Here is a 23,899-nt window from a genome sequence, read left to right on the forward strand (position 1 = left end):
GACTTTTATCTAGAGCAAGCGGTTTGATCCATCTCATTAACATCAGCGTCAATAAGTCCTTTATGAATGTCTAAGATCTGATCTTATTCTGCTTAATGTAACTTGATTAATACCTAAATACGAAGCTATATAACCAAGCTGAACTCTTTCTGTAATTCGTGGATGCTGTTCCAGAAGGGATTCGTACTTTTCTCTTGCACTCTGAAACTGCTGAGATAAAAATCTTTTTTCTGCTTTTAAAAATTCTTCTTCGGCCATTTTTCTACCCCAATTAGCTAATTCTATATTCTCTTTATACAAATCCTGAAGGTAGTTATGATCCATCTCATATAATTGAGAATCTTCCAGTAGTTCAATGGTTTCATAACCTGGCTTGTTCTCAATATAACTATGAAGTGTCATTACCATCTCTCCTTCAAACCCAAACCAGAATGTTATTTCCTTATCTTCTTTATAATGAAATGCTCTCACTGCTCCTTTTTCCAAAAAATAAATCTTGCTGCTTATCTCTCCTTCTTTAAATAAAACAGAATCTTTAGATAAAGAAATCTTCTTCATTCCTGCCCTGAGCAACTCTACAGTCCTGTGGGACAAAGGAAATAAATGATTTATCTTCTTAAGTATATTTTCCACATCTTAATATTTCAGCATCAAATATAACCAAACGCAATAACAGGTCTATTTGAGGTCTACAAAATGTATGAATAAATAATTATCTAACATTTTACATTATCCATCAAAACACAAAATACACTCATTAACAAGTGCTTGACATTAAGTATTAACAATATTTTCAATACCTCTGTTATTCTTTTCAGACCCTAAATATTTTTTAAAAAATAACCTATGTCAAAAGAGACTATAAAAACTACCCACTATGCAATGGGGGCAAATCCTTGTGAAAATGGAATTTCTTTTTGTGTATGGGCACCAAATGCAGAGAAGGTTTTTGTTACCGGTACATTTAACGATTTTTCACCTGATAAAAATCCAATGGAAAGTGACGGAGCTGGCAATTGGTTTGTGGAAATACCAGAAGCAAAATTCGGAGATCAGTATAAATACAGGATTATCAATGGAGACAAGGAGCTTATTAAAAATGATCCTTATGCAAAAGAATTAACCAATTCTGCTGGTAATTCTATCATTGTAGATCCACACTATGACTGGGAAAACGACAGTTTCAAACTGGAAGCCTGGAACAAGCTCGTCATATATGAAATGCACGTCGGAACCTTTAATACTATAGCCGACGGAACACCTGGCGATTTTAAAAGTGTTATAGAGAAGCTGCCTTATCTCAAAGAACTTGGAATAAATGTTATTCAGATAATGCCTCCACTTGAATTTCCGGGAAGTTTCTCTTGGGGCTACAATCCATCCTATCCTTATGCTATAGAAAGTGATTATGGTGGAGCTAAAGGTTTTAAAGATCTTGTGAAGGAAGCGCACAAACATGACATCGGAGTTATTCTGGATGTTGTTTATAATCATTTCGGCCCCGGAGATCTTGATCTATGGCAATTTGACGGATGGAGTGAAAATGAAGGTGGAGGCATTTACTTTTATAATGACTGGAAATCTAAAACTCCATGGGGCAATACCCGTCCGGATTTCGGAAGAGGTGAGGTACGAACATTTCTCAAGGACAATGCGCTGATGTGGATTAATGAGTATCATGTCGATGGACTGAGATTCGACTCGGTTTTATATATGAGAAATGTGGAAGGCGAAGTAAACAATCCTGCTACCGACATTCCTGAAGCCTGGAGCATACTACAGTGGATAAATGAAGAAGTAAAAAAAGCCAAACCTGAAGCACTTACTATTGCTGAAGATCTTACAGGAAATGAATGGGTAACCAAAGATACTTCAGTAGGTGGAGCTGGATTTGACACACAATGGGATATGAACTTTGTCCATCCGGTGCGGGATGCAATCATTACGATGGAAGACAATTCAAGAGATATGTCTGCCATATGCAATGCAATCAATAAATACTATAACGGAGATCACATGCATCGTGTAATTTATACTGAATCCCACGATGAAGTAGCCAATGGTAAGGCCAGAGTTCCGGAAGAAATATGGCCAGGGAAAGTGGGCAGCTGGTTTTCTAAAAAAAGATCTACCCTGGGGGCCGGACTTGTATTTACATCTCCCGGTATTCCGATGATTTTTCAAGGACAGGAATTTCTTGAGGATAGATGGTTTGAGGATACAAAGCCTTTAAGCTGGTGCAGGGCTGACAAATTTGATGGTATAGTGCACATGTATCGGGAAATGATTGCACTAAGAAGAAACCTTCATGGCACAACAGCAGGATTATCCGGTTCCTTTGTACAAATCTTTCATGTAAACAATGAAGATAAAATACTGGCCATGCACAGATGGGATAAAGGTGGTCCTAAAGATAGCGTCATTATAATTTTCAATTTCGCTAATAAAGCGCATAATGGCTATTCAATTGGTCTTCCTTGCAATGGCATTTGGAAAGCCAGATTTAACAGTGATTGGGAAGGATTTGATGAAAAATTCACTAATCATTCAAGTTTTGATACTGAAGCACAAGAAGGAGAGAAAGATGGACAAGCTTTTAACGGTTTGATTAACATTGGTCCTTACAGCTTCCTTGTTTATTCGCAGGACGAAATATCGCTTCCTCAGTATGAGGTTAATCTTTGATTAAAATAATAAGCATCAGGTAAACTTTAAAAGTGGTTTTCCTGATGCTATTCAACTGGTCTTTTTATAATTCAATATAGCCCAGCCATTGAGGAAAACGGCAAACACAATTACTGCAATAAACTGAGAAGCCACATCCCTCAGCGTGCTACCTTTGAGAATAACCATACGCATTACTTCTATAAAGTATCTTACCGGGTTAAATTTGGTTACAATCTGCGCCCACTGCGGCATGCTTTCTATAGGAGTAAACAATCCTCCCATTAATATAAAGACCATCATAAAAAAGAACATGATCAGCATGGCTTGCTGCTGGGTATCAGCAAAGGTAGATATAAGCAATCCAAAGCCGAGAGCCGCGAGAAGATATACTCCTACAAACAGGTATAAAAGACCTATATTTCCAGCAGGAACAATCCCATATACCAGTCTTCCGAGAAGCAGTCCGATCGTGAATATTACATTCGCTAGTACCCAGAAAGGAATCAGCTTTCCAAGTATAAAATAGTGTTTCTTTATTGGGGTAACATTAATTTGTTCTATTGTTCCTACTTCTTTCTCCCGGACGATATTCAGAGCAGTAAGAAAGCTACCCACCAATGTAACCAACAAAGCCAGAATACCAGGAACAAAAAACAACCGATAGTTCATGTGCACATTGAACCAGTTTGAGGAAGCTATTTCAATCGTTGGTACCTGACTGAACCTGGAACCCACGGTGAGCTTCATTCGGATTTCATTATTAAAATTGCTTATGATAGTTGAAAGATAAGCTCCTCCGAGATTTGCTTTAGTACCATTAATAGCATTTACAGCAATAAAAATTTTTTCTTTATTTTCTCGTACCAGATTCCTTTCAAACCCATGAGGAATTTCTAATATAAGATCAGCTTTATCAGACTTTATTGATTCATAAGCCTGATCATAAGAAGCATTATAACTCTGTAATCGGAAATAACCGGAACTAGTGATTTGAGATATCAGCTTTTGAGTATAAGTCGATTTATCATGATCAACAACAGCCAGATTAATCTTCTTCACCTCATAATTAGCCGCCAATGGCATCACTATCAGCTGAACTGAAGGCATCACAAATATGATAGCCAGAATGGCTTTATCACGGAATATCTGCTTAAATTCTTTTCTTAATAAGAAGATCAATGTTCTCATAACCGGAATAGCATCTTTTACTCTAACCTGATTTTAAAACTTTTGAGACTAACCAACAGAAATACTGTGGTAATCCCTATAAGAATTAAAGTCTCTTTCCATAGATACATAAATCCCACGCCCTTGATCATTATTGATTTTACGATGATGTAATACCACTTTGAAGGAACAATATTTGATATTATCTGTAAAGGAAGAGGCATATTTTCTATCGGAAACATATATCCACTGAATAAAACGGTGGGCAGAAACATCCCAACCAGGGAGATCATCATGGCAACCTGTTGAGACCTGGCTTTGATAGAGATAAGTATACCAAGGCTCAGACAGCATATAATAAAAAGTGTACTTTCTCCTATTAATAGTAAAAGATTTCCTTTTACAGGCAACTCCAGCAGAAATGCGCTTAACAAGAGGATGGCTCCCAGGTTCACCAATGATAGCGCTATATATGGAATAGCTTTAGATAATATCACTAGAAAAGGTTGAAAAGGAGAAACAAGTAAAACCTCCATGGTCCCCATTTCTTTTTCTTTCACAATGGAAATAGCAGTCATCATCACACAAACCAACATAAGAACCAAAGCCATCACACCAGGAACAAAATTGGGAGCCCCCAGCAATTGAGGATTATACAACATTCTTACCTCTGGTACAATCTGATAAGGAACAGCCATTAATTCTGTACGGTCAGATTGATAATCCCTGACGATCGCTGATACGTAGTTATTAACCAAAGTTGCTGTATTAGGATCAGAAGCATCCGTAAGTATTTGTATCTGAGCTTTGTTCATATGCTCAAGATCTTCATTAAAATGATCAGGAAAGACCACTGCAGCTTTAATCTTTCCGTCTCTGAAACTCTCAATTATTTCCTTTTGAGATAAGACATTTCTTTTAAGCTTAAAATACTGACTGGCTCCCAACCTTGTGATAATAGACTGAGAAGCTACATCACGAGCATAGTCTACCACTATTATTGGAGAATCTTTCACTTCATTGGTCAAAGCAAAACCAAATAAAAGTATCTGAACAACTGGCATTCCAAATAAGATCAATAAAGTCTTCTTATCACGCAGTACATGATAAAATTCTTTTCTTACAAATACCAAAAATTGTTTCATCTCTTAATCTGATCGTTTAGCACTTCTTGCAAGCTGATAAAATACTTCATCCATAGTAGTCGATTTGAAATTCCTTTTCAGATTGGCAGGTGTGTCCAGAACTTCAATTTTACCATCAACCATTATAGAGATACGATCACAATACTCAGCCTCGTCCATATAGTGGGTTGTAACGAAAACAGTTATTCCTCTTTCTGAAGCCTCATAAATCAAATCCCAGAACTGCCTTCTGGTAAGAGGGTCTACTCCACCTGTGGGTTCATCGAGAAAAACTATTTTGGGGTCGTGCAAAACAGCAACTGAAAATGACAATTTCTGTTTCCAGCCTAATGGTAAAGAGGCCACCAACTTCTTTGCCTCACTTTGCAAATCAAGTTTTTCTATAAGACTTCTCCCCTTATCTTTTATGACCTTCCTTGTGAGACCATATATTCCCCCAAAGAATTCTATATTTTCAAGAATGGTCAGGTCTTCATATAAAGAAAATTTCTGACTCATATAACCAATGTTCTTCTTGATTTCTTCAGCTTGCTTATAAACATCATAGCCAGCAACCGATGCTTGACCTGAAGACGGAACCGATAAGCCACATAACATACGCATAGCAGTTGTTTTACCAGCACCGTTTGCACCAAGGAATCCAAAGATTTCACCTTTATATACGTCAAAAGTAATCTCATTTGCAGCTATAAAAACTCCAAAGCGCTTTGTAAGGTCTTTGCAGACTATTACTTTTTCCATAGCATCAGATTTATCGTTATGCATGATTGTGCTTACTTAACAGCTTGATAAAAACATCTTCTATCGTTGGTTCTATAACTTCCACTTCTACTTGATTTAACCCATTCATCTCAAGATATCTTATAAGCTCTTCATTTTCTATTGGCTGGTCAAATGTAGCATGAGCAAATTCTCCGAAAGCATAACTATTCATTCTCTTTGGAAATGATTCAAGAGCTTTCAATAGTGGATACATTTTATTAGCTTTTATCGCATATAACTTTTCCATAAAGGAATTTATAACAGCAGCAGGTGTATCGATGGATAAAATTTTCCCGCTTTGTATCAAGGCAATCCTATCACAGCGGTTGGCTTCATCCATATATGGGGTGGAAACCAATATTGTAATCCCTTGTTCTTTCAGGCGTTTTAGCATATCCCAGAACTCTTTACGGGAAACAGGATCAACGCCAGTGGTCGGTTCATCCAGGAACAATGTAGTAGGTTTATGAATTAGCGCACAGCATAATGCCAGCTTCTGTTTCATTCCTCCTGACAGCTTACCGGCTCTTCTTGTTTTGAATTTTTCAATCTGTATATAGATATCTTTTATTAAAGAATAATTTTCTTCTACAGTGGTATTAAATACAGTTGCAAAGAAATTTAAATTTTCTTCAATAGTCAGATCCTGATATAATGAGAATTTACCAGGCATATACCCAATAGTATTCCTTATTTTTTTAAAGTCTCTTACAATATCAAAACCATCAACGGAGGCTTGTCCATTATCAGGCACTAATAAGGTGGTGAGCATTCTGAAGATACTGGTTTTCCCAGCGCCATCCGGACCTATTAAGCCGAACAATTCTCCCTTTTCTACTTCAAACGAAACGTCATCAACCGCAAGTACTTTTCCTTTTTCATAGGTCTTCGTAAGATTCTTTGCTATTATGGCTTGCATGATCTCCTAAAGCTTTACTTCACCATACATTCCGATTTTAAGAAATCCGTCATTTTTCACTCTGATCTTTATTGCATAAACCAGGTTGGCACGCTCGTCTTTGGTCTGAATAGTCTTTGGTGTAAACTCAGCTTTGCTGTTTACCCATTCTATCACTCCTGAGTATTCCTTATATGATTCTTTATCAGCATCCACAAGGACTTTCACCTTCTGATTAAGTTTTACTAAAGGCAATTGATTTCCGGTAATATAAGCTCTGAGGATAATAGTAGAAAGGTCTGCAATTTTATATAAAGGTTTTCCAATAGATGCTATTTCATTTGGTTCAACATATTTACTCAATACGGTTCCCTGAATTGGGTTATGGATGATACTCTTTTTCAATTGGTCTTTAACTTGATCGATCTGTATGGTTATAGGATTTGCCTGCAATGAGATACCCTTAGTTGTAATATTAAGAGATGAATTTAAAGCATCCAGCTGTCCTTGTAAAACAGCAACTTCAGCATTAATATCATCCAATTGCTTCTGAGGAATAGCATCTTCTTTTGCAAGATCAGTATATCTTTCTTTATCTTTCTCAGCAGCTTTTTTCTGAGCTTTCAGAGAAGCTATCTGACTGTTTATATCGGGCTTTTGACTGATTGTAGATTTTACCTGTGCCTCTAGTTGTTTCATTTTAAGATAAAGCTGTATGGTATCTACATACCCGATATACTGACCTTTGCTCAACTCCTGCCCTTCCTCTAACTGAAATTCCTTTATTACTCCACTTCCTTCCGAAGAAACAATTGTTTCAATTGCTTCAAAAGTACCTGTAGCATCAAATGCCGGCTCTTTGGAACAGGATAATATTGTTATGACTATTAAACATCCTGCAAAAAATCTGATTGCGTTATTCATGTTACTTATCTTAATATCCTGTATTACTATGTATTATAAGAAAGAAGAAATGTATATATCTGTATATTCTATTTCTATTTTGCTTTCATAATTGCCTTAATCCATAAGGGTATTAATTTCTTCCTTTCATTAATAAGTACTCCAAAAGCTTTACTATCTACTTGTCCGGAAGTAAAAAGTATTGGCTTTGCTATGAAGGGAAAAACAACCATTCCAAGAATATTAATAACAAAATGCATAGGATTAATATCGGGTCTCTTTTCCTTTATCTGCTTAACCATTACTGAATCCGAAAATATTTTTGTTATCTGCATCTTGCTTACAAACCTTTCCGGATTGGTTCTGATCTCATTAAGAATAAACAAAGGCAAATTCTCATTTGAGGATAACATATCTATATATTCAGAAGCAATTGCTTTCAACTTTTCATCAAGATTTGTTGAAGGATCATTGGCTAAGGGGATAATTATTCCAAACAGCTGCTGCAGTTTTTCCAACATTATTATCTCAAATAACTTTTCCTTACTTCGGAAATAATAATTAAGCAATGCAATATTTAATCCTGCTTCCTCTGCTATATCTCTCGTCCGCGTTGCTGCATAACCTTTCTGTGTAAAGACCTTTCTGGCAGCCTCCTTTAGCTTCTCTTCAGCTGATGCATCAGCTATAATTTCTTTTTCCTTCTTTTTTGCCATATCGTTTTCTCTATACAAAGTAAAAGTACGCCTTTCATTTAAACAAACATTTTAATCATTTGATTAAAATATTTGTTTAAGGACTAACAAATCAAAACATAACCTTCTGCGTTTCAAAACGTTTCAAAAAAAAAAAAAAAAAAAAAAAACACTTTAAATATAATTTAAACTCTAAAAGCCATAACAAATAAATTATAAATAATTTAATTAAACATCTAACTTAGGACAAATTTTTAAACCCTTACCTTTTAAAACTAATTATGAAAAAACTTTTTACAACATTACTTTTTATTCCTTTTTGTGTATCCTTTGGGATATGTCAAAGTTTGTTTAAAACATTTAACCCATCAGGAGATGCTTATCCTTATTTCTTCTTTGAATTTAAAGATGAACTGTATTTTATAGCAAATGATGGTACAGATACTGAGATATGGAAAACAGATGGGACTGCAGCAGGAACAAAGCTCCTTAAAAATATCAATCCATCTGGTCCCTCGAATCCAGACGATGTCAGATTTATACAATTCAATTCTGAATTTTACTTCTCTGCATACGATTCATATGGACAGGAACTCTGGAAATCCGATGGGACAAAAGAAGGAACAGTCCGGATTTCAGATATAAATCAATCAGGAAGTTCCTACCCTAATAATTTAACTACGTTTAATTCGGAATTATACTTCTCGGCTTTTGATGGAACAGGTACATACTTATACAAAACAAATGGAACATCAATAACTAAAGTGAGTGAAATACAAGTCGGACACTATGAGATGGCTGTATACAATTCCATGTTATATTTCGGAGGAACTGATGGACAAAATAATATTGGATTATATAAAACGAATGGGAATGTAGGAGAAGAATCATTGGTAAAAAAGACTACCACTGGAGAAAGCTCTGCTTCCCCATATGATCTGAAGGTCTTCAATAATAAGTTATTCTTTTCTGCAGAGCATATGAGTTCTGGTATTGAACTTTGGATATCGGATGGAACAAGCGAAGGCACAATTGCGATTACCTCTGGAAATAAAGCTCCCAGTGAACTCACCTTACTTAACGGAACAATTTACTTCTCTGCTATTAATGGAGATGAAGGAAGAGAGCTCTGGAAAACTGATGGAACTCCTTTGGGCACCAAGCTTGTAAAAGATGTCAATCCTACAAGCTCCTCCGGAGTAACAGATATAACGCCTTTTAACTCGGACCTTTATTTTGTTGCAGACGATGGAACTCATGGCTTTGAGCTATGGAGATCAAATGGGACAGAAGAAGGAACGATCTTGGTAAAAGACATTAATCCTTCTGCTGAAGATGGGAATCCGATGGACCTGACAGTTTATAATGGTCAAATGTATTTCGGAGCTAATGATGGAATACTGGGAGCCGAGCTCTGGAAGTCAGATGGAACAGAAGAAGGAACAATTATGGTAATGGATATTAATCAAGGTGATAGCGAATCAGATCCGACAGACTTCCACGTTTATAAAAATGCTCTTTATTTCTCCGCAGATAATGGAATGGATGGATTTGAACTATGGAAGTTCTCGGATGTTACTGGAATCAAGGATAAAGCTATTTCAGACGCTATAAAGATTTATCCAAATCCCGCACATCAATATTGTGATATAGATCTGCAAGATGTAAAAAATATCACTAGCGTTACTTTATTTAACAGTTTAAATCAATTAGTGAAACAAGTAGGAATATCCGGTTCCCAAAGCAGATTAGAAACAGAAGATCTCCCAGTTGGCTTGTATTATATCATTCTAACAGATTCGGATAATAACATATATTCTAAAAAACTAATTAAAAATTAATTCAATATTTTATCATAAAAATTAAAGGGAGACAGAGATGTCTCCTTTTTTATTAAAACCCAAACAATTGACTAAAACCTCCATTCATTTTAGTAAAATAACAAAGTCAGTTTTTCAAACCACCTTTTTATTATGGTAAAGAAAACATTATAGGAAGAGTCCGGTTTTCTTTTGTTATGAGTTTCTTCAAAAAAATCGGAATCTGGGTTTCTTCCTACTGGCAAATATTACTGGGGCTTCTCTGCTTTTTCTTTGCGGTGCTATTTTTTGCCAAATCCGGAAATGAGATTAAAGAAATCTCCTCTGCATTAGAAAAGGCTAACATTTACTGGATCATAACAGGATTACTGATAAGTATTGTATATGTGCTATTACAGGGATTACTATATTTTTTCAGTTTTAGGACCATACAATGCTACCCGGGTTATTTCAGTATGGTTTTACTTTACCTAAAGAGATTTTTAATCAGTGTAATACTACCTGCAGGTGGAGTTACTTCTTTAGCATTCCCAACTAAAGAAACAGATGCTCAGAACATCTCTAGCACCGTATTGCTATTCGGTTCATCCGTTTATATGTTCACGAGCTGTACATCAATTTTCGTTTTTTCAATTCCTGCAATTCTGATCACTTCTCTCGCAGAAAAGGATAACCCAATAAATCCACTTATGATAATTCCGGTAGTCATCATAGTAACACTCTTGGCAATTACCTTTTTCTCTTATAAAAAACAAGGCAGAGCATATACAATTGTAAAAAAACATTCCCCTACCCTATCTAAAAAATTAGATGAGATTAACCTTCAGAAATTCTCTACAAAGTTTTTGATTTATACATTTACAACTTCTACATTCCTTGACATCACTGGCATTTCCTTTGCATTCTCAGCAATGGAGGCCATATCAGGAAAAGGGAGTCTGACAATGGCCTTTCTTTCATATGTAGTAGTTTTTTTTATTTCTATGGTTTCTCCATTTATGAATGGATTAGGAGCAATTGAAGCTGCAATTACATATTTATTTAAACAATATGGACTATCTCCAGCTCAGGCATTGATAACAGCACTTATATACAGATTATTCAGTTTCTGGACACCTTTACTTTATTCAATATTTTCCTATATCCTATACAGAGACAGTCTGTTCCTGAAAGTATTTCCAGCTGTAGTTTGTTTTTTACTTGGAATGCTTAACATCCTGACATTGCTAATTCCTGTTGATTTCATACATTTTAACACCATCAAAAATTTAATTTCTAATGAGTTATTTTACACATCGACCTATGTCCAATTTGTAACTGGTGTTATACTAATTATCAATTCTATTTATCTGTGGAAAGGATATAGGACAGCTTGGTACATAGCCCTCCTTGGATCATTTATATCAACCATCGCACACCTTACCAAAGGTGGTTATTATGAATTCTCTATAGCTTCTTTTTTTATAATTGTGATATTATTATACACTGAAAAAAACTACTCATTACAAACCAATCTATCCGATATAAAAAGGGATTTCAAATTTCCTTTAGTTTTATTTGTATTCATAATATTATATGGAACATTAGGCTTTTACTTAATGGATACTATCAATTTTGGAAGCAAATTTACAATCAAAGAAGCTTTCAGTCTTTCATTAAAAAATATATTATTAATCGGAGATTCACGCATAAGAAAATCAGGATCATTTGGCAACTTCTTCATTCTCTCTTTAAGATCAGCAAGCATTGTATGCTTTCTCTACGTTATTATATTGTCTTTACTTCCGTTAATAGGAAGACGACAACATAAATAGATATCTATCCTATTATAAATATAAGAAAAGAGCGTCCTCATAACACTCCTTTCTTGCCTGATTAAATTCTGAGATGTTCTGAAAACTTTAATACTCTTTTAATGAGCATAAACTGCTTTCTTCTTTGAAACAGATTTGTTTGAAGGTATAACAGCAGAAGTTACAGGTCTTGATACATTTAAAAATCCTTTTGCAAAATTCATAAATTTATATGCATCAGAAAATTTAGAAACATATCCGAATGATATCCTCACAGCCCCGCGACGCTTACCCAATGTCTCAATTAGATCAAAATAGTTTTTCGCTCCCATTTTGGAAAAATATTTCTTCAGCTCTCCTTCTTCCAATGAATGATTGGTTTCATCAATTCCCGGATTGCAGAAGCAGCCTGTTCGCAAAGAGATATTGAGTTCATTAGCTTTCTTTTCTATTTCAAGAAAATCATACATTTCTCCATTTTTATCAAAAAAATTCATGGCAATAGTACCGCCTCTTTGTGAGGTGTCTTGAGGGCCATAGATCTTTATCAATGATCTTCCGTTATCATGTTTCAGACTGAGCAACTGTTGCAGCATCCACCCTGTAATACATTGTATCCTGATATTTATACTTTCTATTCCCACTGACTCTATATACCTTAATCCCGACTCTATAGCAGGAATATCAAGGTAATTAATAGTACCATCTTCAAACATTGCATTGTCCTTTTCATAATAATAATTATCTCCCTGAACTGAGACAATAGTAATTGTCCCTCCAGCAAACCATGGCCTACGGAGTTTTTCAAACTTGCTGCGATGAACAAGCAAACATCCCAATCCGGTTGGATAACCAAAAATTTTATAAAATGACATGGAGACAAAATCCGGCTTGTATTTACTCAGATCCAGTTTGTCTGAAGGCACAAATGCAGCTGCATCAAGAAGAACATCCCAACCTTTTTGTTTCGCGATATTTATCCATTCAAGATCATGCTTTACTCCCGACACATTGGATTGAGCAGGAAAAGCAAAAAGTTTATTCTTACCATCAACATGCTGATCAAGGTTTTCAAGAAGTTTCTCCCTATCAATACGAAGGTCTGATCTTCTTATTGGAGTATAATTAAAGGTAGCAGAATTTTTTCTAGCAAACTCTCTTATACCATTTACTGAATTATGATTATCAAATGTAAGTAGAAAATGATCTCCGCTTTTAAAGGGATAAGCTTCGCCTAGCAACTTAAGTGCTCCGCTTGCATTCTGGGTAAAAATGCAAACGTATTCGTTACGGTCTGTATTGAGATATCTTAATATATAATCTCTTGCCGATTCAGTTACCTTTGTTGCCCTGTTAGATGTGGGATTAGAAGAGTGGGGATTTCCATAAACATTTGAGGCAAGTTTTGCCGCATGCTCTGTGACCAGTTTGCGGGCATAAAGATTCCCCCCTGTAAAATCAAGATATACATGCCCCTGTTCATCGAGAATTGAGAATTCTTTATCCCTAAGGGTATCTATATGCATTGTTTTCTTATATGCCTTATTCGTGCTTAGGAAATTTGCATATGCTGCCTGAAATCCTTTATCTGTTCTGCTTTTTAAAATGGACCACATAAGATTAATCGTTTAAATTTTCTTTACAAAATTCAGCCGAAATCACTCACATGTTCAATACCGCAAAACGGTAATCCAAAATAAATATCAAAAACCTCTATATATCCTTTGGTATAAGACTTTTCAGATGCAAAAAGTATAAAGACAGGATTCAACTGTTTATCTATAATTCAAAGCAATTCATCCTTTTAAGACAAATCTTTCTCTCCTTTTCGATTATAAAAAGTAAAAACATCATAAGAACTGCATTAAACTAAAAGGAGTTTTTAAGATGGCTCAGTTAAAAAATTGCCCTCTCATGTCAAGTTGTAAGAGTAAAAAATAAAAAGGAGAAATATTATTTTTCAAAGCCATACTTTTGTCGTTTACAGGCAAAAGTATGGCTGAAATATTATTGATTACGACCGTAAGGATTTGGAACAATCGTTTCGGCTCTGGAAACAGCAGATGTACAGAAAAACCCTACTGCCGCTTTATCCTGAGATGTCGTATTAACGATATTGGTTGGAACATTTGCTGGCGGTGGAGAAAATAAAGCTCCTATTGGTCCACCGTTCCCTTGAGTAGACTGAGTTACTACTGCTTGTAAAAATGTTGCAGCTTCCTCAGTTATAGAAAACAATTCTACACCAAACTGCTGGCCATCCAACCATTGATCATCTTCCTCACCTCCGTTATCGTTAACAGGGAATACTCTTAACGGATAAATGAACATTGATCCATCCGCTTCAGCAGTTGCGAAAATCTTTCCGTCATAGGAGATCCCAATTCTTTCCGCATCTGTTATTCTTACTCCATTCTTATAATTTCTGATCCACACCTGGTCCCCTGTACCTACCTGATCTGTAGCCTGGAATTCTGCAAAGTATTTACCTGGAATAATATTTTCGTTAAGATCTTCAAGAGGTTCAAACAAGATTGAATCTATTGGAGGAACTCTTTTCATTAATGAATAAGCTGTATAAGCCTGACCCTGATAATCTATAAACAATCTGTAAGGATGACCGATAATCAGCATTGAATCACCTCTGACAGGTGAAACATACAGCCCGGGACCAGATTCTGCGAATACATATTCCTGTTGTGTTGTTTCATCCACTACCTTAACTGATGCTCCGCTTATTCTTATTGGGCCAGAGTTATCAAAATAATATTGAGTACTTGAAAGGTATACAGTCTGTTTTTCGGGCAGATTGGTAATAAAAGCATCCACTACTAAAGCAGGTTTACCAGCCTTAAGCGTACTGCTGATATCCACCTTATCCTCACATGCTACAAGCCCTATAAGTAATAAGAATAATAAAACTTTATTTTTCATTATGTTTAAAATTTAAAGTTGTATGTAATTGCAGGAACAAATGATCCGAAAATTGAGAATCGTAAAGCTTCACTTATTTGTTGATTTTCAGGATTTTGTCTCGGCGTTATTGCAAATGCATTTCTACGTGAATAAAGGTTATAAACTGTAAATACCAAATCCCAGCTGTATCTGCCAAATATTTTAGACTTGCGAACTTTTTCTTTGCTTTTTAAAGTTGCGGCTACATCCAGACGATGATAGGCTGGCAATCTATAATTGTTTCTTGGACCTCCGGGATTATATGGTACAAATATACCCTGGAACTCAAACTTATCCGTAGCAAAAGTAAATGGAGTACCTGAAGCATAAACAAATGTACTGCTCAAACTCACACGTTTGGAAAGTTCATATATCCCAACAACACTTAGATTATGTCTTCTGTCATATCTGTTTGGATACCAGTCTCCCTGATTGATACCGGGCACCTTTCTTTCAGACTTCGAGAGCGTATAGCTAATCCATCCATTGAATCTTCCTTCTCTCTTCTTCACAAACAATTCCAGACCATAAGCTCTGGCAGTTCCCGGAATAACTTCTCCTTCAAGATTCGGATTAAAGAACAGATTTGCGCCATCTATATAATCCAATTGATTTAACATGTCCTTATAAAAGACTTCTGCAGAAGTTTCTATATTTTGTTTAGGACCAATATTTCTGAAATAGCCCAGTGAATATTGATCACACAATTGAGGCTTTATGTTATTTGTACTTGGCAAATAAACATCCAGAGGAATTGATGCAGTAGTATTGGATATCAAGTGAATGTACTGAACCATTCTGTTATAGCTGGCTTTAAGAGATGAGTTTTCACTAAGTGAATAATTAGCTGCTATTCTTGGTTCAGGCTTGGCATAAGCTTTAATCGTTTTTCTGCTTCCGAATTCTTCAATACCTACAGGATTTCTAACATAGTTACCTGCTGTTGAATCATAATAATATGCTGTTCCAGACCCAAGGTAGTTGAAGAAGGAATATCTCAGACCATATTGAAGTGTAAGCCTTGCTGTCAATTTCTGTTCATTGGAAATATATAAAGCATTTTCCATCGCATATTTATCCGGAAGTCCTATGTCTCTTCTCTCCCCTCCGGAATAAAATACTCCTGTGCTGGGTACAAACTTGTAATACGTAGCCTGGGCTCCCAGACTTATAGTATTATTACTGTTTAAATACCATGTAAATTCAGGCTTTGCACAATAGTTAATTATTTTAGCTGTCCACTTGAAAGAGTCTTCAGTCATATCTTCGCCAAACTCAAGGCGATAGCTATAACTGCTATAATCTCCGATCATATTAAGGAGTAGTTTGTCGCTGAATACGTGGTTCCAACGTAAAGTCGTTGTGGCATTTCCCCAACCGAAGTAAGCACCTGGGAATGCAAACACATCTCTTCCATAATATCCGGAAAGATAAACACGATTTCTGTTATTGATATTATAGTTTGCTTTTAGAGTCAGGTCATAAAAATAAAGCTTAGCATCTTCAAATGCCTTGGCAAGGAAAGGTCTTGCCAGAACGTCTGCGTATGATCTTCTGCCTGCAACAATAAAAGATAGTTTATTTTTTTTGATAGGACCTCCAACTGTGAGTCGGCTAAAGATGGTACTAATACCACCTTGAACTCCGATTTTATCAGGATTACCTTCTTTCATTTTCACGTCAAGAACGGATGATAAACGGCCACCATATTGAGCAGGTATCGCTGCTTTAGAAAGCTTGAGATCTTTTACCATGTCCGGATTGAATACAGAGAAGAATCCAAACATGTGAGAGGAATTGTATATCGGAGCATCATCAAGCAAGATCAGGTTTTGATCTACAGCTCCCCCTCTGACATTAAATCCGGATGCGCCTTCCCCGACCGTCGATACTCCAGGCAAAAGCTGAATGCTTCTTATCACATCTACCTCACCTAGAAGAGGCGGAATAGCATTTATTTGTTTCATGTCCAGCTTCTGAGTTCCCATCTCAAGGTTCTTAACCTGGGCATCTGGCCTTTCACCGGTAACAACAACCTCATTCAACATTTGCTCTCGCATGCTGAATGACATTTTAGTATTCCCTTTAACAACAATAGTTTGGGAAGCTTTACCAAATCCGACAAAATTGATTTCTACTGTATACTTTCCTGGAGGTACTTTTAAGGAAAAATCGCCATTGATATCTGTAGCAGTACCTGCATTGATTTCCTTGACTGTTACTACTGCGCCAATCATTGGCTCTCCATTGGCAGAGTCCTTGACAGAGCCACTAAGCGTATATGTTTCTTGTCCATAGCTTAAATTCAAAGAAGCAAAAAACAAAACTATTACACTAAAAATAAATCTTGTTACCATAAATAATTTAAACTTACAACATAGCTAAAAGAAATACCAAACAGCTTTTTCAAATGACATAGAAGTATGAATGTACGAATACGCTACAAAACTTAACAAACGGTTCCTGCAGCTATGTGAAACACTTGTTTAAACACCCTCTATGCGGGCAATACCGAAGCCCGGACTAAAAAAGCTATACTTTTATAATGCAATAATAAAAACATTTAAAATTAATTGCCTTATAAAGTCGGATTAATTTCTTATTCTCATATTAAGAAATTTTAAAGAATTAACTTTTCAGAAAAATTTCATTTCTGGGATAAAAAATTAAAATATCTTAATATGTATCTTTTGATACATAAAAATTGAATTTTGTTCCGGTTAAACTTTGGGATATCACCCTCTTTAAATCAATTGGCTATCCTATATTGAAGGCCAAGTTCATAAGAACCTGTAGTAAGAAGGCGGTTACTTAAGAATAGGCTATTAAAGGAAAAATTTAAAATTATTGGATTATTGGATTGGTTAAGATATAGAGATGCTAAAAATGAGGTACCTCTCTGATACTGATACATCCCGCCAAAAGCAATCGTTTCTTTATAACAAAGTAATATCGCGGCATTTCCTAAATCTATATACGGTTGCGGTCTATAGAATAAATGAGCTCTTACAGTTAAATACTCACTCACATCCTTTTCCGATTGAAAATAGAACTGATAAAATCGTTTAAATAATAACGGGCTATTAATAGCTGTAATGCTGTTGTTTAAGAGCTGGTAAGAGGCCGCTCCGATTTCTGTCTTCCTGTATTTTAGAATTAAACCAGCATTTGCATCGGGAGCACTGGCCTTTCCCATTCCTGAAGGAGCTGTAAAGCTGATGGAAGCTACACCAAATGCGAGCCCTGCAGACAAAAAGAGGTCTTCTCTGAGAGGTATCTTGATTGCATAGTTGCCATAAAACTTGGGAGATGATATATATGGTCCCTCTTTTTCATTCTGAAACAATACTCTTGCAACCTGTCCTGTATTACCCTTTGGGTTTAGCAGAACATCCCCATATGCAGTGATAGTAGCTACTTCATTAAAAAGACCAGATCTTGATTTATACAAACTATTTAATGTCGCCCTTTTATCATCGGCAGTCCAGGCAGGATTAATCAATGCTAAATGATCTAGTGCAGTTGAAGAGTAATAATCAGGCAAATAAAAGTTCTGGGTCTGTTGGGAGTAGCAGACGATGGTTATGTTAAAAATAAAAAGAAAGGATGAAAGTAATTTCCTCAATGAGACTAAAGTGAAATTCAGACAAATATAATAGAAAATCCTATCCTGCAATCCTAAATTATAATTCCAAAATACAATTTTGGAATAGTCTTTAACGGTAAAAAAATCGTAAAGAGTAATCCCGGAGATGATAAAAAAATTTTTAAAAAATTTCTTAAAAATTCCATTACTATTAAGATTCCGGCGTGTCTTCAGTTTAGATTTTGACGAGTATGGCAATTGTTGAAAAGGATATTCCTGACTTAATTAAACAAGGGAAAGATAAAGAGGTGATCTCTTTATTTTACAAATTGGTGTATCCCAGGGTAAAAAAGACAATTTTAAACCGGGGAGGCAAGAAGGAAGATGTTGAAGATGTATTTCAGGATGCTGTCATGTACTTATATAAACACATCCTTGAAGATAAATATAATGGTAAGTATACTGTTTACGGATTTCTATTTACGCTTTGCATCAACAGATGGATTAATAGCCTGAGAAAGAGTAACAAATCGATTAGTGTAGATTTTCAATCTGAAGAGAATATTTATAACATAGTAGTTGATTTTCAGGAAATATATCCGGCAGCAAAGGAAGAGAATCTTCTTTCCCAATTATTCTCCAAAATCGGTAGTAAGTGCATTGAAATTTTAAACTACACCATATACCAAAATCTGATGATGGAAGATATTCAGTTGAGGATGGGACTGGAATCTGAGGGAGCAGCTAAGATGGCTCTTAAAAGATGTAGAGAAAAATTATATAAAGAAATTGAAAATAATCCCCTTATAATTCAAAAATTAAAAGGTCATGTATAGCAGTAGTGATGAAAACATATATGAGGTAATTGAGCTATACCTTTCAGAAATACTTCCTGAAAATGAAAGAATGTTGTTTGAGGAACAACTTATATCCGATATTGCTCTTCAACATAAAGTAGAAGTTTGTAAAACTGCCAGGGATCTCATTCTTCAGAATAAACTTAAAGGTCTGAAATCAATAATGGCCGAAGAGCAAAGTAAAGCTGACCAAAGCGGTCCCTTCAATAAAGGCTGGACATTCCTGATACTATTGGCAGTGATTAGTTCTGGCTTCTATTTTCTGTTAAAAAACAATTCATCATCCGAAATTGAAAAATCAGAACGTATTAAAAGTATTATTACTTCAACCGATAGTGCTTCTAATGTTCAGCTGTCCGGAAGTGAAGTAAAAATTACGAACACAAAACTACATTCAGGAAAAACTATAACAGCTGATAAAAAAACTACTAATGAACCCACTACAGCTAAAATAGATGCTTCTTCAATCTCCCCTGATATTGATGGTCAGGAATTACAATCAAAGGACAAGACTTTAAAGCCTGATAACACTTACAATTTAATAGCAGAACCTAAAAATAACCTTCTAACACCTCCGGCGAATAAATGTGAAGGTGTTGTTATCTCTGCTCAATTACTTGTTCAGGAACCTTGCAATGGCAGCAGCACTGGAGTTATTGAAATTAAAGGGTTTAAAGGTGGTACTTCCCCTTACAAAACATTCCTTAATGGTTCAGAATCAGAGGAAGAAAATATTTTCAGAGATTTAAATCAAGGGACCTACAGAGTAGACGTTACTGACGATAACGGTTGTAAACATCAATTTAATCCCTTAATTTTAAAAGGAATAGTCTGTAAACTTGATTATGATTTTAATCCTGGACGAGGCGAAGAATGGCTTGGCCCAGTCGCTATGCAGACTTCAAAACTGACTATCATTGACAAAACAGGCAATCAGGTTTATTCCAAACAAATGGCAAATGGTGAGCAATGTACATGGTCAGGATATTTGGAGTCAGGAAAACTTGAACTGGGGTATTTTATTTATATTATTGAAAATAAGGACGGGAATGTTATCAAGGGAAGTATTACAGTAACAGAATGAGTTTCATTAAATACATAGCGGCAATCTATATCTGTGCTATGTCTGCATTTGCAGCAAGAGCGCAGGTTACACCAATTGCAGACAATGCTTTCAGAAAGTGTATTGCTGATAGTATTCCCACTGCTCTTGACGCTAATCAGAATTTAATTTTGGCACAAGCTCCGACTATTAAAAAGCTGGAGTGCCCGAATTACGGTATTGCTACGATCGATGAGTTAAAATATTTTACAGGACTGACAGAACTTAATATCACTAAGAATCCTATCATAACTCTGCCAGATATATCTGCTATTAAAGGATTGACGAAATTGAATATTGGAGAAACCAAATTGACTGTAATACCGGATTTATCGCCATTCACTAATCTTCAATACCTTTCCATTCACCGTTTAGAATTGGCCAAATTCCCCGATCTCACTAATAATAAAAACCTTATTCAGTTATTGGTTCATACGAACAAGTTTGATAATATACCTGCTTTAAACTTACCAAAGCTGGAAGATTTAGGAATTTCTTTGGTTGGAATTACTGCTCTACCTGACTTGTCAAATCTACCTAAATTAAGAAAACTGGAATGCTTTAGAAATCAAATAAAACAATTGCCGGATCTATCTGGAATGGATAGCTTGAAAATTCTTGACGCAAGTTCTAACTTGATTGATAAGTTCCCGGCTTTACCAAAAGGTATCCAAACTGTGTATCTGGATAGTAACCTGATTTCAGAATTACCTTTATTAACTTCTTATCAATCGCTTACCAAAGTAAGATTGTATAAGAACTACCTGAACTTTCAAAATTTGATGCCATTAACAGCGTTTCTCAATTACAATTCATTGTTTGAATTATCGCCTCAGAAAATCTTCAAAGTCGGTACAAGTGAGACTGTAGTGGAGCTTGAAAAGTTTTCGTTAAATTCAAAAATAGATTCGAACACTTCAGGAGTCTCAAGAAAGTGGTTCTTTAATAATAATCTAACTGCGCAAACATCCAGAATATTCAGCATAGATAAAACAAGCCTTTCTAACAAGGGCTATTATTATTGTGAAGTGACGCATCCTACATTCCCAAATCTTACACTAAGGACAGATGCCTTTAATGTTGACGTTCTTCCATGTGTAAATATAAGTGGAATAATCTATGACATTACAGGAAGCACTTGTGTAAAGCAAGGAGCTGTAAATATAAGTTTGACCAATCAACCAGGTCATAACTACAAATTTGACATAGAAGGATTGCAGACACATACTAAGTATTCTTCAGCATCTGGTCAATTCATAAATCTCGAAGATTTGGAATATAAGCTTACTGTGTCATCATCCAATGGTTGTTCCTATACAATACCTCAAACTATTGAGATTCCAAGAGAGAACTGTAAACAACTTGTTCTGACTCCGAATGGAGATGGAGTAGATGATAATTATTATTTTTCTCAAACTGGTAATGCTAAAGTTGTTGATAAATTTGGCAACACCATTTGCCAGTTAACTCTTCCAAAACTATGGGATGGTTATGTAAATGACCACAGAGTACCAGCAGGTTACTATCTTATCAATATCAATAGTGGAGAAGAAGTTTTAAAAATGTCAGTGATATATTAATTTCCATTTTATATCAATTGGAAATTATCCAGGAACATATTCAATTTCCCCTTTTATCAATTCCATTCCACGCGCACTACTGCTAATATTTCCTGCTTTCGAAAATGAATAGCTTTTCAACAATAATAGCTATTTAAATTTCAACTCACCTTAATCAATACAATCAGTTATTGGTGCTACTAATTCACCAATTATATTGAAAATATGAGCTATGACAATGGGCAAAAAACACTCATCTTTACTCATTCTTTTATAAATTCTAATCATTCTCAATTCTTATACTATTTTTTTTATTTTTTTAAAGGACATTAAATCTTCTCTTAATATCGATGAAATCAATAACAGACTTAAGCGAAGTTACACCTCTTCCATACTGATAACAGAAAACAATGCAATATCTTCAAAAAAGATAAAATCAAACTGCATAAGCCCAATTACCACAATTTACAATGTGACTAAAGATCTCCACCTATATCCTGTATATGAAGGGAACATTTGCCTAGGTAAAATATAAAAAATTCATAGGCGCTATTCTTCTCGAATAAGTTCATTAAACAAATAATCAAGGTAAATGCATATAAATCTATAATATCACTTATTCATACCTTGAAAAATTCATGAATAAGACAAACATGCAAACCAGCAAAATCGAACGACATAACATACTGTATTACAAATATTTAACATTAGGTTAAACCAGAATATAATTGAATATTTACCTCGAGTATTTTTAAATTCTTTCAACAAAAAAATCTTTTCACTAAAACTAGAAAAAATGAAAAAGCTAACCTATTGTCTAATCATGGCTCTTGGCGTTATTTTTCTTTCATGTAAATCGCAAAAAGAAGAAGTAAAACGCAACAATGATGTTTCAGATGAAATCATATCTAAACTTCAAGCTGCAGGTTTTGTAACCAGTGAAGGTCTTCGCAAATACGAAGACGGGTATATAGTAGAAGACGATATATATTTAACCGAAAGCCAGATCGATGAGCTTGTTGCACAAAACCAAGAGTCGTTGACTAATGGAAGAACTGACCATTACGCATCAAGTTCTCAGGTAACCCGGCTACCCCGAACAATACAAGTATACATGGATGTAACATTCGGAACTTTTATGCAAAATGCATTTGATGCGGCATTAGCAAGATATAATGCGGTAAACATGAGTTTAAGGTTTACCAGATCCAGTAACATATCGACAGCAGATATAAGAATAATGTCTTTCTATGAAGTTAGTTCACTCCTTGGAATCAGTGCAGGATTTCCTTCAGGTGGAAATCCTGCTAATCTTATCAGACTCAATACATACTATTTCAACAACTCTACTGCAAGAGCTGACGCCTCTACAGTTATAGCGCATGAGATAGGACATGCAGTGGGCTTCCGACATACAGATTTTATGAACAGAGCTTTCAGCTGCGGCGCGAGTAATGGTGGCAATGAGGGTGATGCAGGAGTCGGTGCAGTGCATATCCCAGGAACTCCCACTGCACCGTCATCAGGGTCTTGGATGCTTGCATGCTCAAACGGATCTGACAGACCATTCACAACACAAGACAGAGTTTCTCTTTTAACTTTGTATCCTCAGACTTTTACAACCAATACATACAGAATGTTCGGAGGAGCGCAACTATTGCAAGGTCAGTCATTGAGATCCATAGATTCTCGTTTTACTTTAACAATGCAAACAGATGGGAACCTTGTCCTATATGATAATTTAAACCGTGCATTATGGCATACTAATACAGCAGGAAGACCTTATATCACTCGCTGCATTATGCAAAATGACGGTAATCTTGTCCTGTATGATAACAGTTTAGTCCCTTATTGGGCAACCAATACCCATATGTATCCGGGATCTTATCTAAGACTTCAGGATGACGGTAATCTTGTGATCTATCAAGGTACAACTGCACGGTGGGCATCTAACACATGCTGCAGATAATATAATAAAAAAGGAATATAG

General features: G+C 35.6%; 18 protein-coding genes. 7 read left to right on the forward strand and 11 right to left on the reverse strand.

Annotated features, from left to right (window positions below; genetic code table 11):
* Positions 1-60 precede the first annotated feature (60 nt).
* The gene (locus K350_RS0125985) at positions 61-633 is read right to left on the reverse strand and encodes a Crp/Fnr family transcriptional regulator (protein ID WP_028982420.1); all 573 of its coding nucleotides are present in this window, start codon (positions 631-633) and stop codon (positions 61-63) included.
* Positions 634-846: 213 nt separating this feature from the next.
* On the opposite strand from K350_RS0125985, the gene K350_RS30460 reads away from it, so the two are divergent.
* Positions 847-2,685, forward strand: coding sequence for an alpha-amylase family glycosyl hydrolase (locus K350_RS30460; protein ID WP_051313721.1), 1,839 nt, complete (start codon positions 847-849; stop codon positions 2,683-2,685).
* Between the two features lie 51 nt (positions 2,686-2,736).
* Here the strand turns inward: K350_RS30460 and K350_RS0125995 are convergent, their stop codons facing one another.
* The 6 genes from K350_RS0125995 to K350_RS0126020 form a co-directional block, all read right to left on the reverse strand.
* On the reverse strand, positions 2,737-3,855 hold the full coding sequence (locus K350_RS0125995) for an ABC-2 transporter permease (protein WP_028982421.1): 1,119 nt from the start codon (positions 3,853-3,855) through the stop codon (positions 2,737-2,739).
* Between the two features lie 17 nt (positions 3,856-3,872).
* Positions 3,873-4,979: an ABC transporter permease gene (locus K350_RS0126000; protein ID WP_028982422.1), complete on the reverse strand. Its 1,107-nt coding sequence runs from the start codon at positions 4,977-4,979 to the stop codon at positions 3,873-3,875.
* Between the two features lie 3 nt (positions 4,980-4,982).
* Positions 4,983-5,744, reverse strand: a complete 762-nt coding sequence (locus tag K350_RS0126005) for an ABC transporter ATP-binding protein (protein WP_028982423.1) — start codon at positions 5,742-5,744, stop codon at positions 4,983-4,985.
* Positions 5,737-6,660: an ABC transporter ATP-binding protein gene (locus K350_RS0126010; RefSeq protein WP_028982424.1), complete on the reverse strand. Its 924-nt coding sequence runs from the start codon at positions 6,658-6,660 to the stop codon at positions 5,737-5,739. The genes K350_RS0126005 and K350_RS0126010 overlap by 8 nt, the downstream gene beginning before the upstream one ends.
* 6 nt (positions 6,661-6,666) lie before the next feature.
* Complete coding sequence (locus K350_RS0126015; RefSeq protein WP_051313723.1) at positions 6,667-7,563, reverse strand: HlyD family secretion protein; 897 nt, start codon at positions 7,561-7,563, stop codon at positions 6,667-6,669.
* A gap of 74 nt (positions 7,564-7,637) precedes the next feature.
* Positions 7,638-8,258 carry a TetR/AcrR family transcriptional regulator gene (locus K350_RS0126020; protein ID WP_028982426.1) on the reverse strand — a complete coding sequence of 207 codons (621 nt, stop codon included), beginning with the start codon at positions 8,256-8,258 and terminating at the stop codon, positions 7,638-7,640.
* A gap of 260 nt (positions 8,259-8,518) precedes the next feature.
* Here K350_RS0126020 and K350_RS30465 point away from each other — a divergent pair, with 260 nt between their 5' ends.
* Positions 8,519-10,078 carry an ELWxxDGT repeat protein gene (locus K350_RS30465; protein ID WP_051313725.1) on the forward strand — a complete coding sequence of 520 codons (1,560 nt, stop codon included), beginning with the start codon at positions 8,519-8,521 and terminating at the stop codon, positions 10,076-10,078.
* 176 nt (positions 10,079-10,254) lie between these two features.
* Positions 10,255-11,871 carry a lysylphosphatidylglycerol synthase domain-containing protein gene (locus K350_RS0126030; protein WP_028982427.1) on the forward strand — a complete coding sequence of 539 codons (1,617 nt, stop codon included), beginning with the start codon at positions 10,255-10,257 and terminating at the stop codon, positions 11,869-11,871.
* Between the two features lie 98 nt (positions 11,872-11,969).
* Here the strand turns inward: K350_RS0126030 and K350_RS30470 are convergent, their stop codons facing one another.
* The 4 genes from K350_RS30470 to K350_RS0126050 all read right to left on the reverse strand — a co-directional run bounded on the left by K350_RS30470 (position 11,970) and on the right by K350_RS0126050 (position 18,430).
* Positions 11,970-13,466, reverse strand: coding sequence for an aminotransferase class V-fold PLP-dependent enzyme (locus K350_RS30470; RefSeq protein ID WP_051313727.1), 1,497 nt, complete (start codon positions 13,464-13,466; stop codon positions 11,970-11,972).
* A 391-nt stretch (positions 13,467-13,857) separates the two neighbouring features.
* Positions 13,858-14,784 (reverse strand): DUF4249 family protein, encoded by a 927-nt coding sequence (locus tag K350_RS30475; protein ID WP_051313729.1) that lies wholly within the window; start codon positions 14,782-14,784, stop codon positions 13,858-13,860.
* A 5-nt stretch (positions 14,785-14,789) separates the two neighbouring features.
* Complete coding sequence (locus tag K350_RS0126045; protein ID WP_028982428.1) at positions 14,790-17,162, reverse strand: TonB-dependent receptor; 2,373 nt, start codon at positions 17,160-17,162, stop codon at positions 14,790-14,792.
* Positions 17,163-17,554: 392 nt separating this feature from the next.
* On the reverse strand, positions 17,555-18,430 hold the full coding sequence (locus K350_RS0126050) for a type IX secretion system membrane protein PorP/SprF (protein WP_162144218.1): 876 nt from the start codon (positions 18,428-18,430) through the stop codon (positions 17,555-17,557).
* 212 nt (positions 18,431-18,642) lie between these two features.
* Between K350_RS0126050 and K350_RS0126055 the strand changes: the two genes are divergently transcribed.
* The 4 genes from K350_RS0126055 to K350_RS30480 all read left to right on the forward strand — a co-directional run bounded on the left by K350_RS0126055 (position 18,643) and on the right by K350_RS30480 (position 23,878).
* Entirely contained in the window at positions 18,643-19,227 is a 585-nt protein-coding gene (locus K350_RS0126055) for an RNA polymerase sigma factor (protein WP_028982430.1), read from the forward strand.
* Complete coding sequence (locus K350_RS0126060) at positions 19,220-20,332, forward strand: hypothetical protein (RefSeq protein ID WP_028982431.1); 1,113 nt, start codon at positions 19,220-19,222, stop codon at positions 20,330-20,332. Before K350_RS0126055 ends, K350_RS0126060 begins: the two co-directional genes overlap by 8 nt.
* Positions 20,329-21,930: a leucine-rich repeat domain-containing protein gene (locus tag K350_RS0126065; protein WP_028982432.1), complete on the forward strand. Its 1,602-nt coding sequence runs from the start codon at positions 20,329-20,331 to the stop codon at positions 21,928-21,930. The genes K350_RS0126060 and K350_RS0126065 overlap by 4 nt, the downstream gene beginning before the upstream one ends.
* A gap of 775 nt (positions 21,931-22,705) precedes the next feature.
* Positions 22,706-23,878 (forward strand): M57 family metalloprotease, encoded by a 1,173-nt coding sequence (locus tag K350_RS30480; protein WP_081671154.1) that lies wholly within the window; start codon positions 22,706-22,708, stop codon positions 23,876-23,878.
* Positions 23,879-23,899: the final 21 nt, after the last annotated feature.

The organism is Sporocytophaga myxococcoides DSM 11118 (assembly GCF_000426725.1).
Lineage (GTDB): Bacteria > Bacteroidota > Bacteroidia > Cytophagales > Cytophagaceae > Sporocytophaga > Sporocytophaga myxococcoides.

Bases quoted from the DNA above. Each gene is read 5' to 3' on its own strand.
- K350_RS0126015 (WP_051313723.1), bottom strand. From the start codon at position 7,563: ATGAATAACGCAATCAGATTTTTTGCAGGATGTTTAATAGTCATAACA.
- K350_RS0126045 (WP_028982428.1), bottom strand. From the start codon at position 17,162: ATGGTAACAAGATTTATTTTTAGTGTAATAGTTTTGTTTTTTGCTTCT.
- K350_RS0126000 (WP_028982422.1), bottom strand. From the start codon at position 4,979: ATGAAACAATTTTTGGTATTTGTAAGAAAAGAATTTTATCATGTACTG.
- K350_RS0126005 (WP_028982423.1), bottom strand. From the start codon at position 5,744: ATGCATAACGATAAATCTGATGCTATGGAAAAAGTAATAGTCTGCAAA.
- K350_RS0126065 (WP_028982432.1), top strand. From the start codon at position 20,329: ATGAGTTTCATTAAATACATAGCGGCAATCTATATCTGTGCTATGTCT.
- K350_RS0126055 (WP_028982430.1), top strand. From the start codon at position 18,643: ATGGCAATTGTTGAAAAGGATATTCCTGACTTAATTAAACAAGGGAAA.
- K350_RS30460 (WP_051313721.1), top strand. From the start codon at position 847: ATGTCAAAAGAGACTATAAAAACTACCCACTATGCAATGGGGGCAAAT.
- K350_RS0126020 (WP_028982426.1), bottom strand. From the start codon at position 8,258: ATGGCAAAAAAGAAGGAAAAAGAAATTATAGCTGATGCATCAGCTGAA.
- K350_RS30480 (WP_081671154.1), top strand. From the start codon at position 22,706: ATGAAAAAGCTAACCTATTGTCTAATCATGGCTCTTGGCGTTATTTTT.
- K350_RS0125995 (WP_028982421.1), bottom strand. From the start codon at position 3,855: ATGAGAACATTGATCTTCTTATTAAGAAAAGAATTTAAGCAGATATTC.
- K350_RS0126060 (WP_028982431.1), top strand. From the start codon at position 19,220: ATGTATAGCAGTAGTGATGAAAACATATATGAGGTAATTGAGCTATAC.
- K350_RS0126010 (WP_028982424.1), bottom strand. From the start codon at position 6,660: ATGCAAGCCATAATAGCAAAGAATCTTACGAAGACCTATGAAAAAGGA.
- K350_RS30465 (WP_051313725.1), top strand. From the start codon at position 8,519: ATGAAAAAACTTTTTACAACATTACTTTTTATTCCTTTTTGTGTATCC.
- K350_RS30475 (WP_051313729.1), bottom strand. From the start codon at position 14,784: ATGAAAAATAAAGTTTTATTATTCTTATTACTTATAGGGCTTGTAGCA.
- K350_RS30470 (WP_051313727.1), bottom strand. From the start codon at position 13,466: ATGTGGTCCATTTTAAAAAGCAGAACAGATAAAGGATTTCAGGCAGCA.
- K350_RS0126030 (WP_028982427.1), top strand. From the start codon at position 10,255: ATGAGTTTCTTCAAAAAAATCGGAATCTGGGTTTCTTCCTACTGGCAA.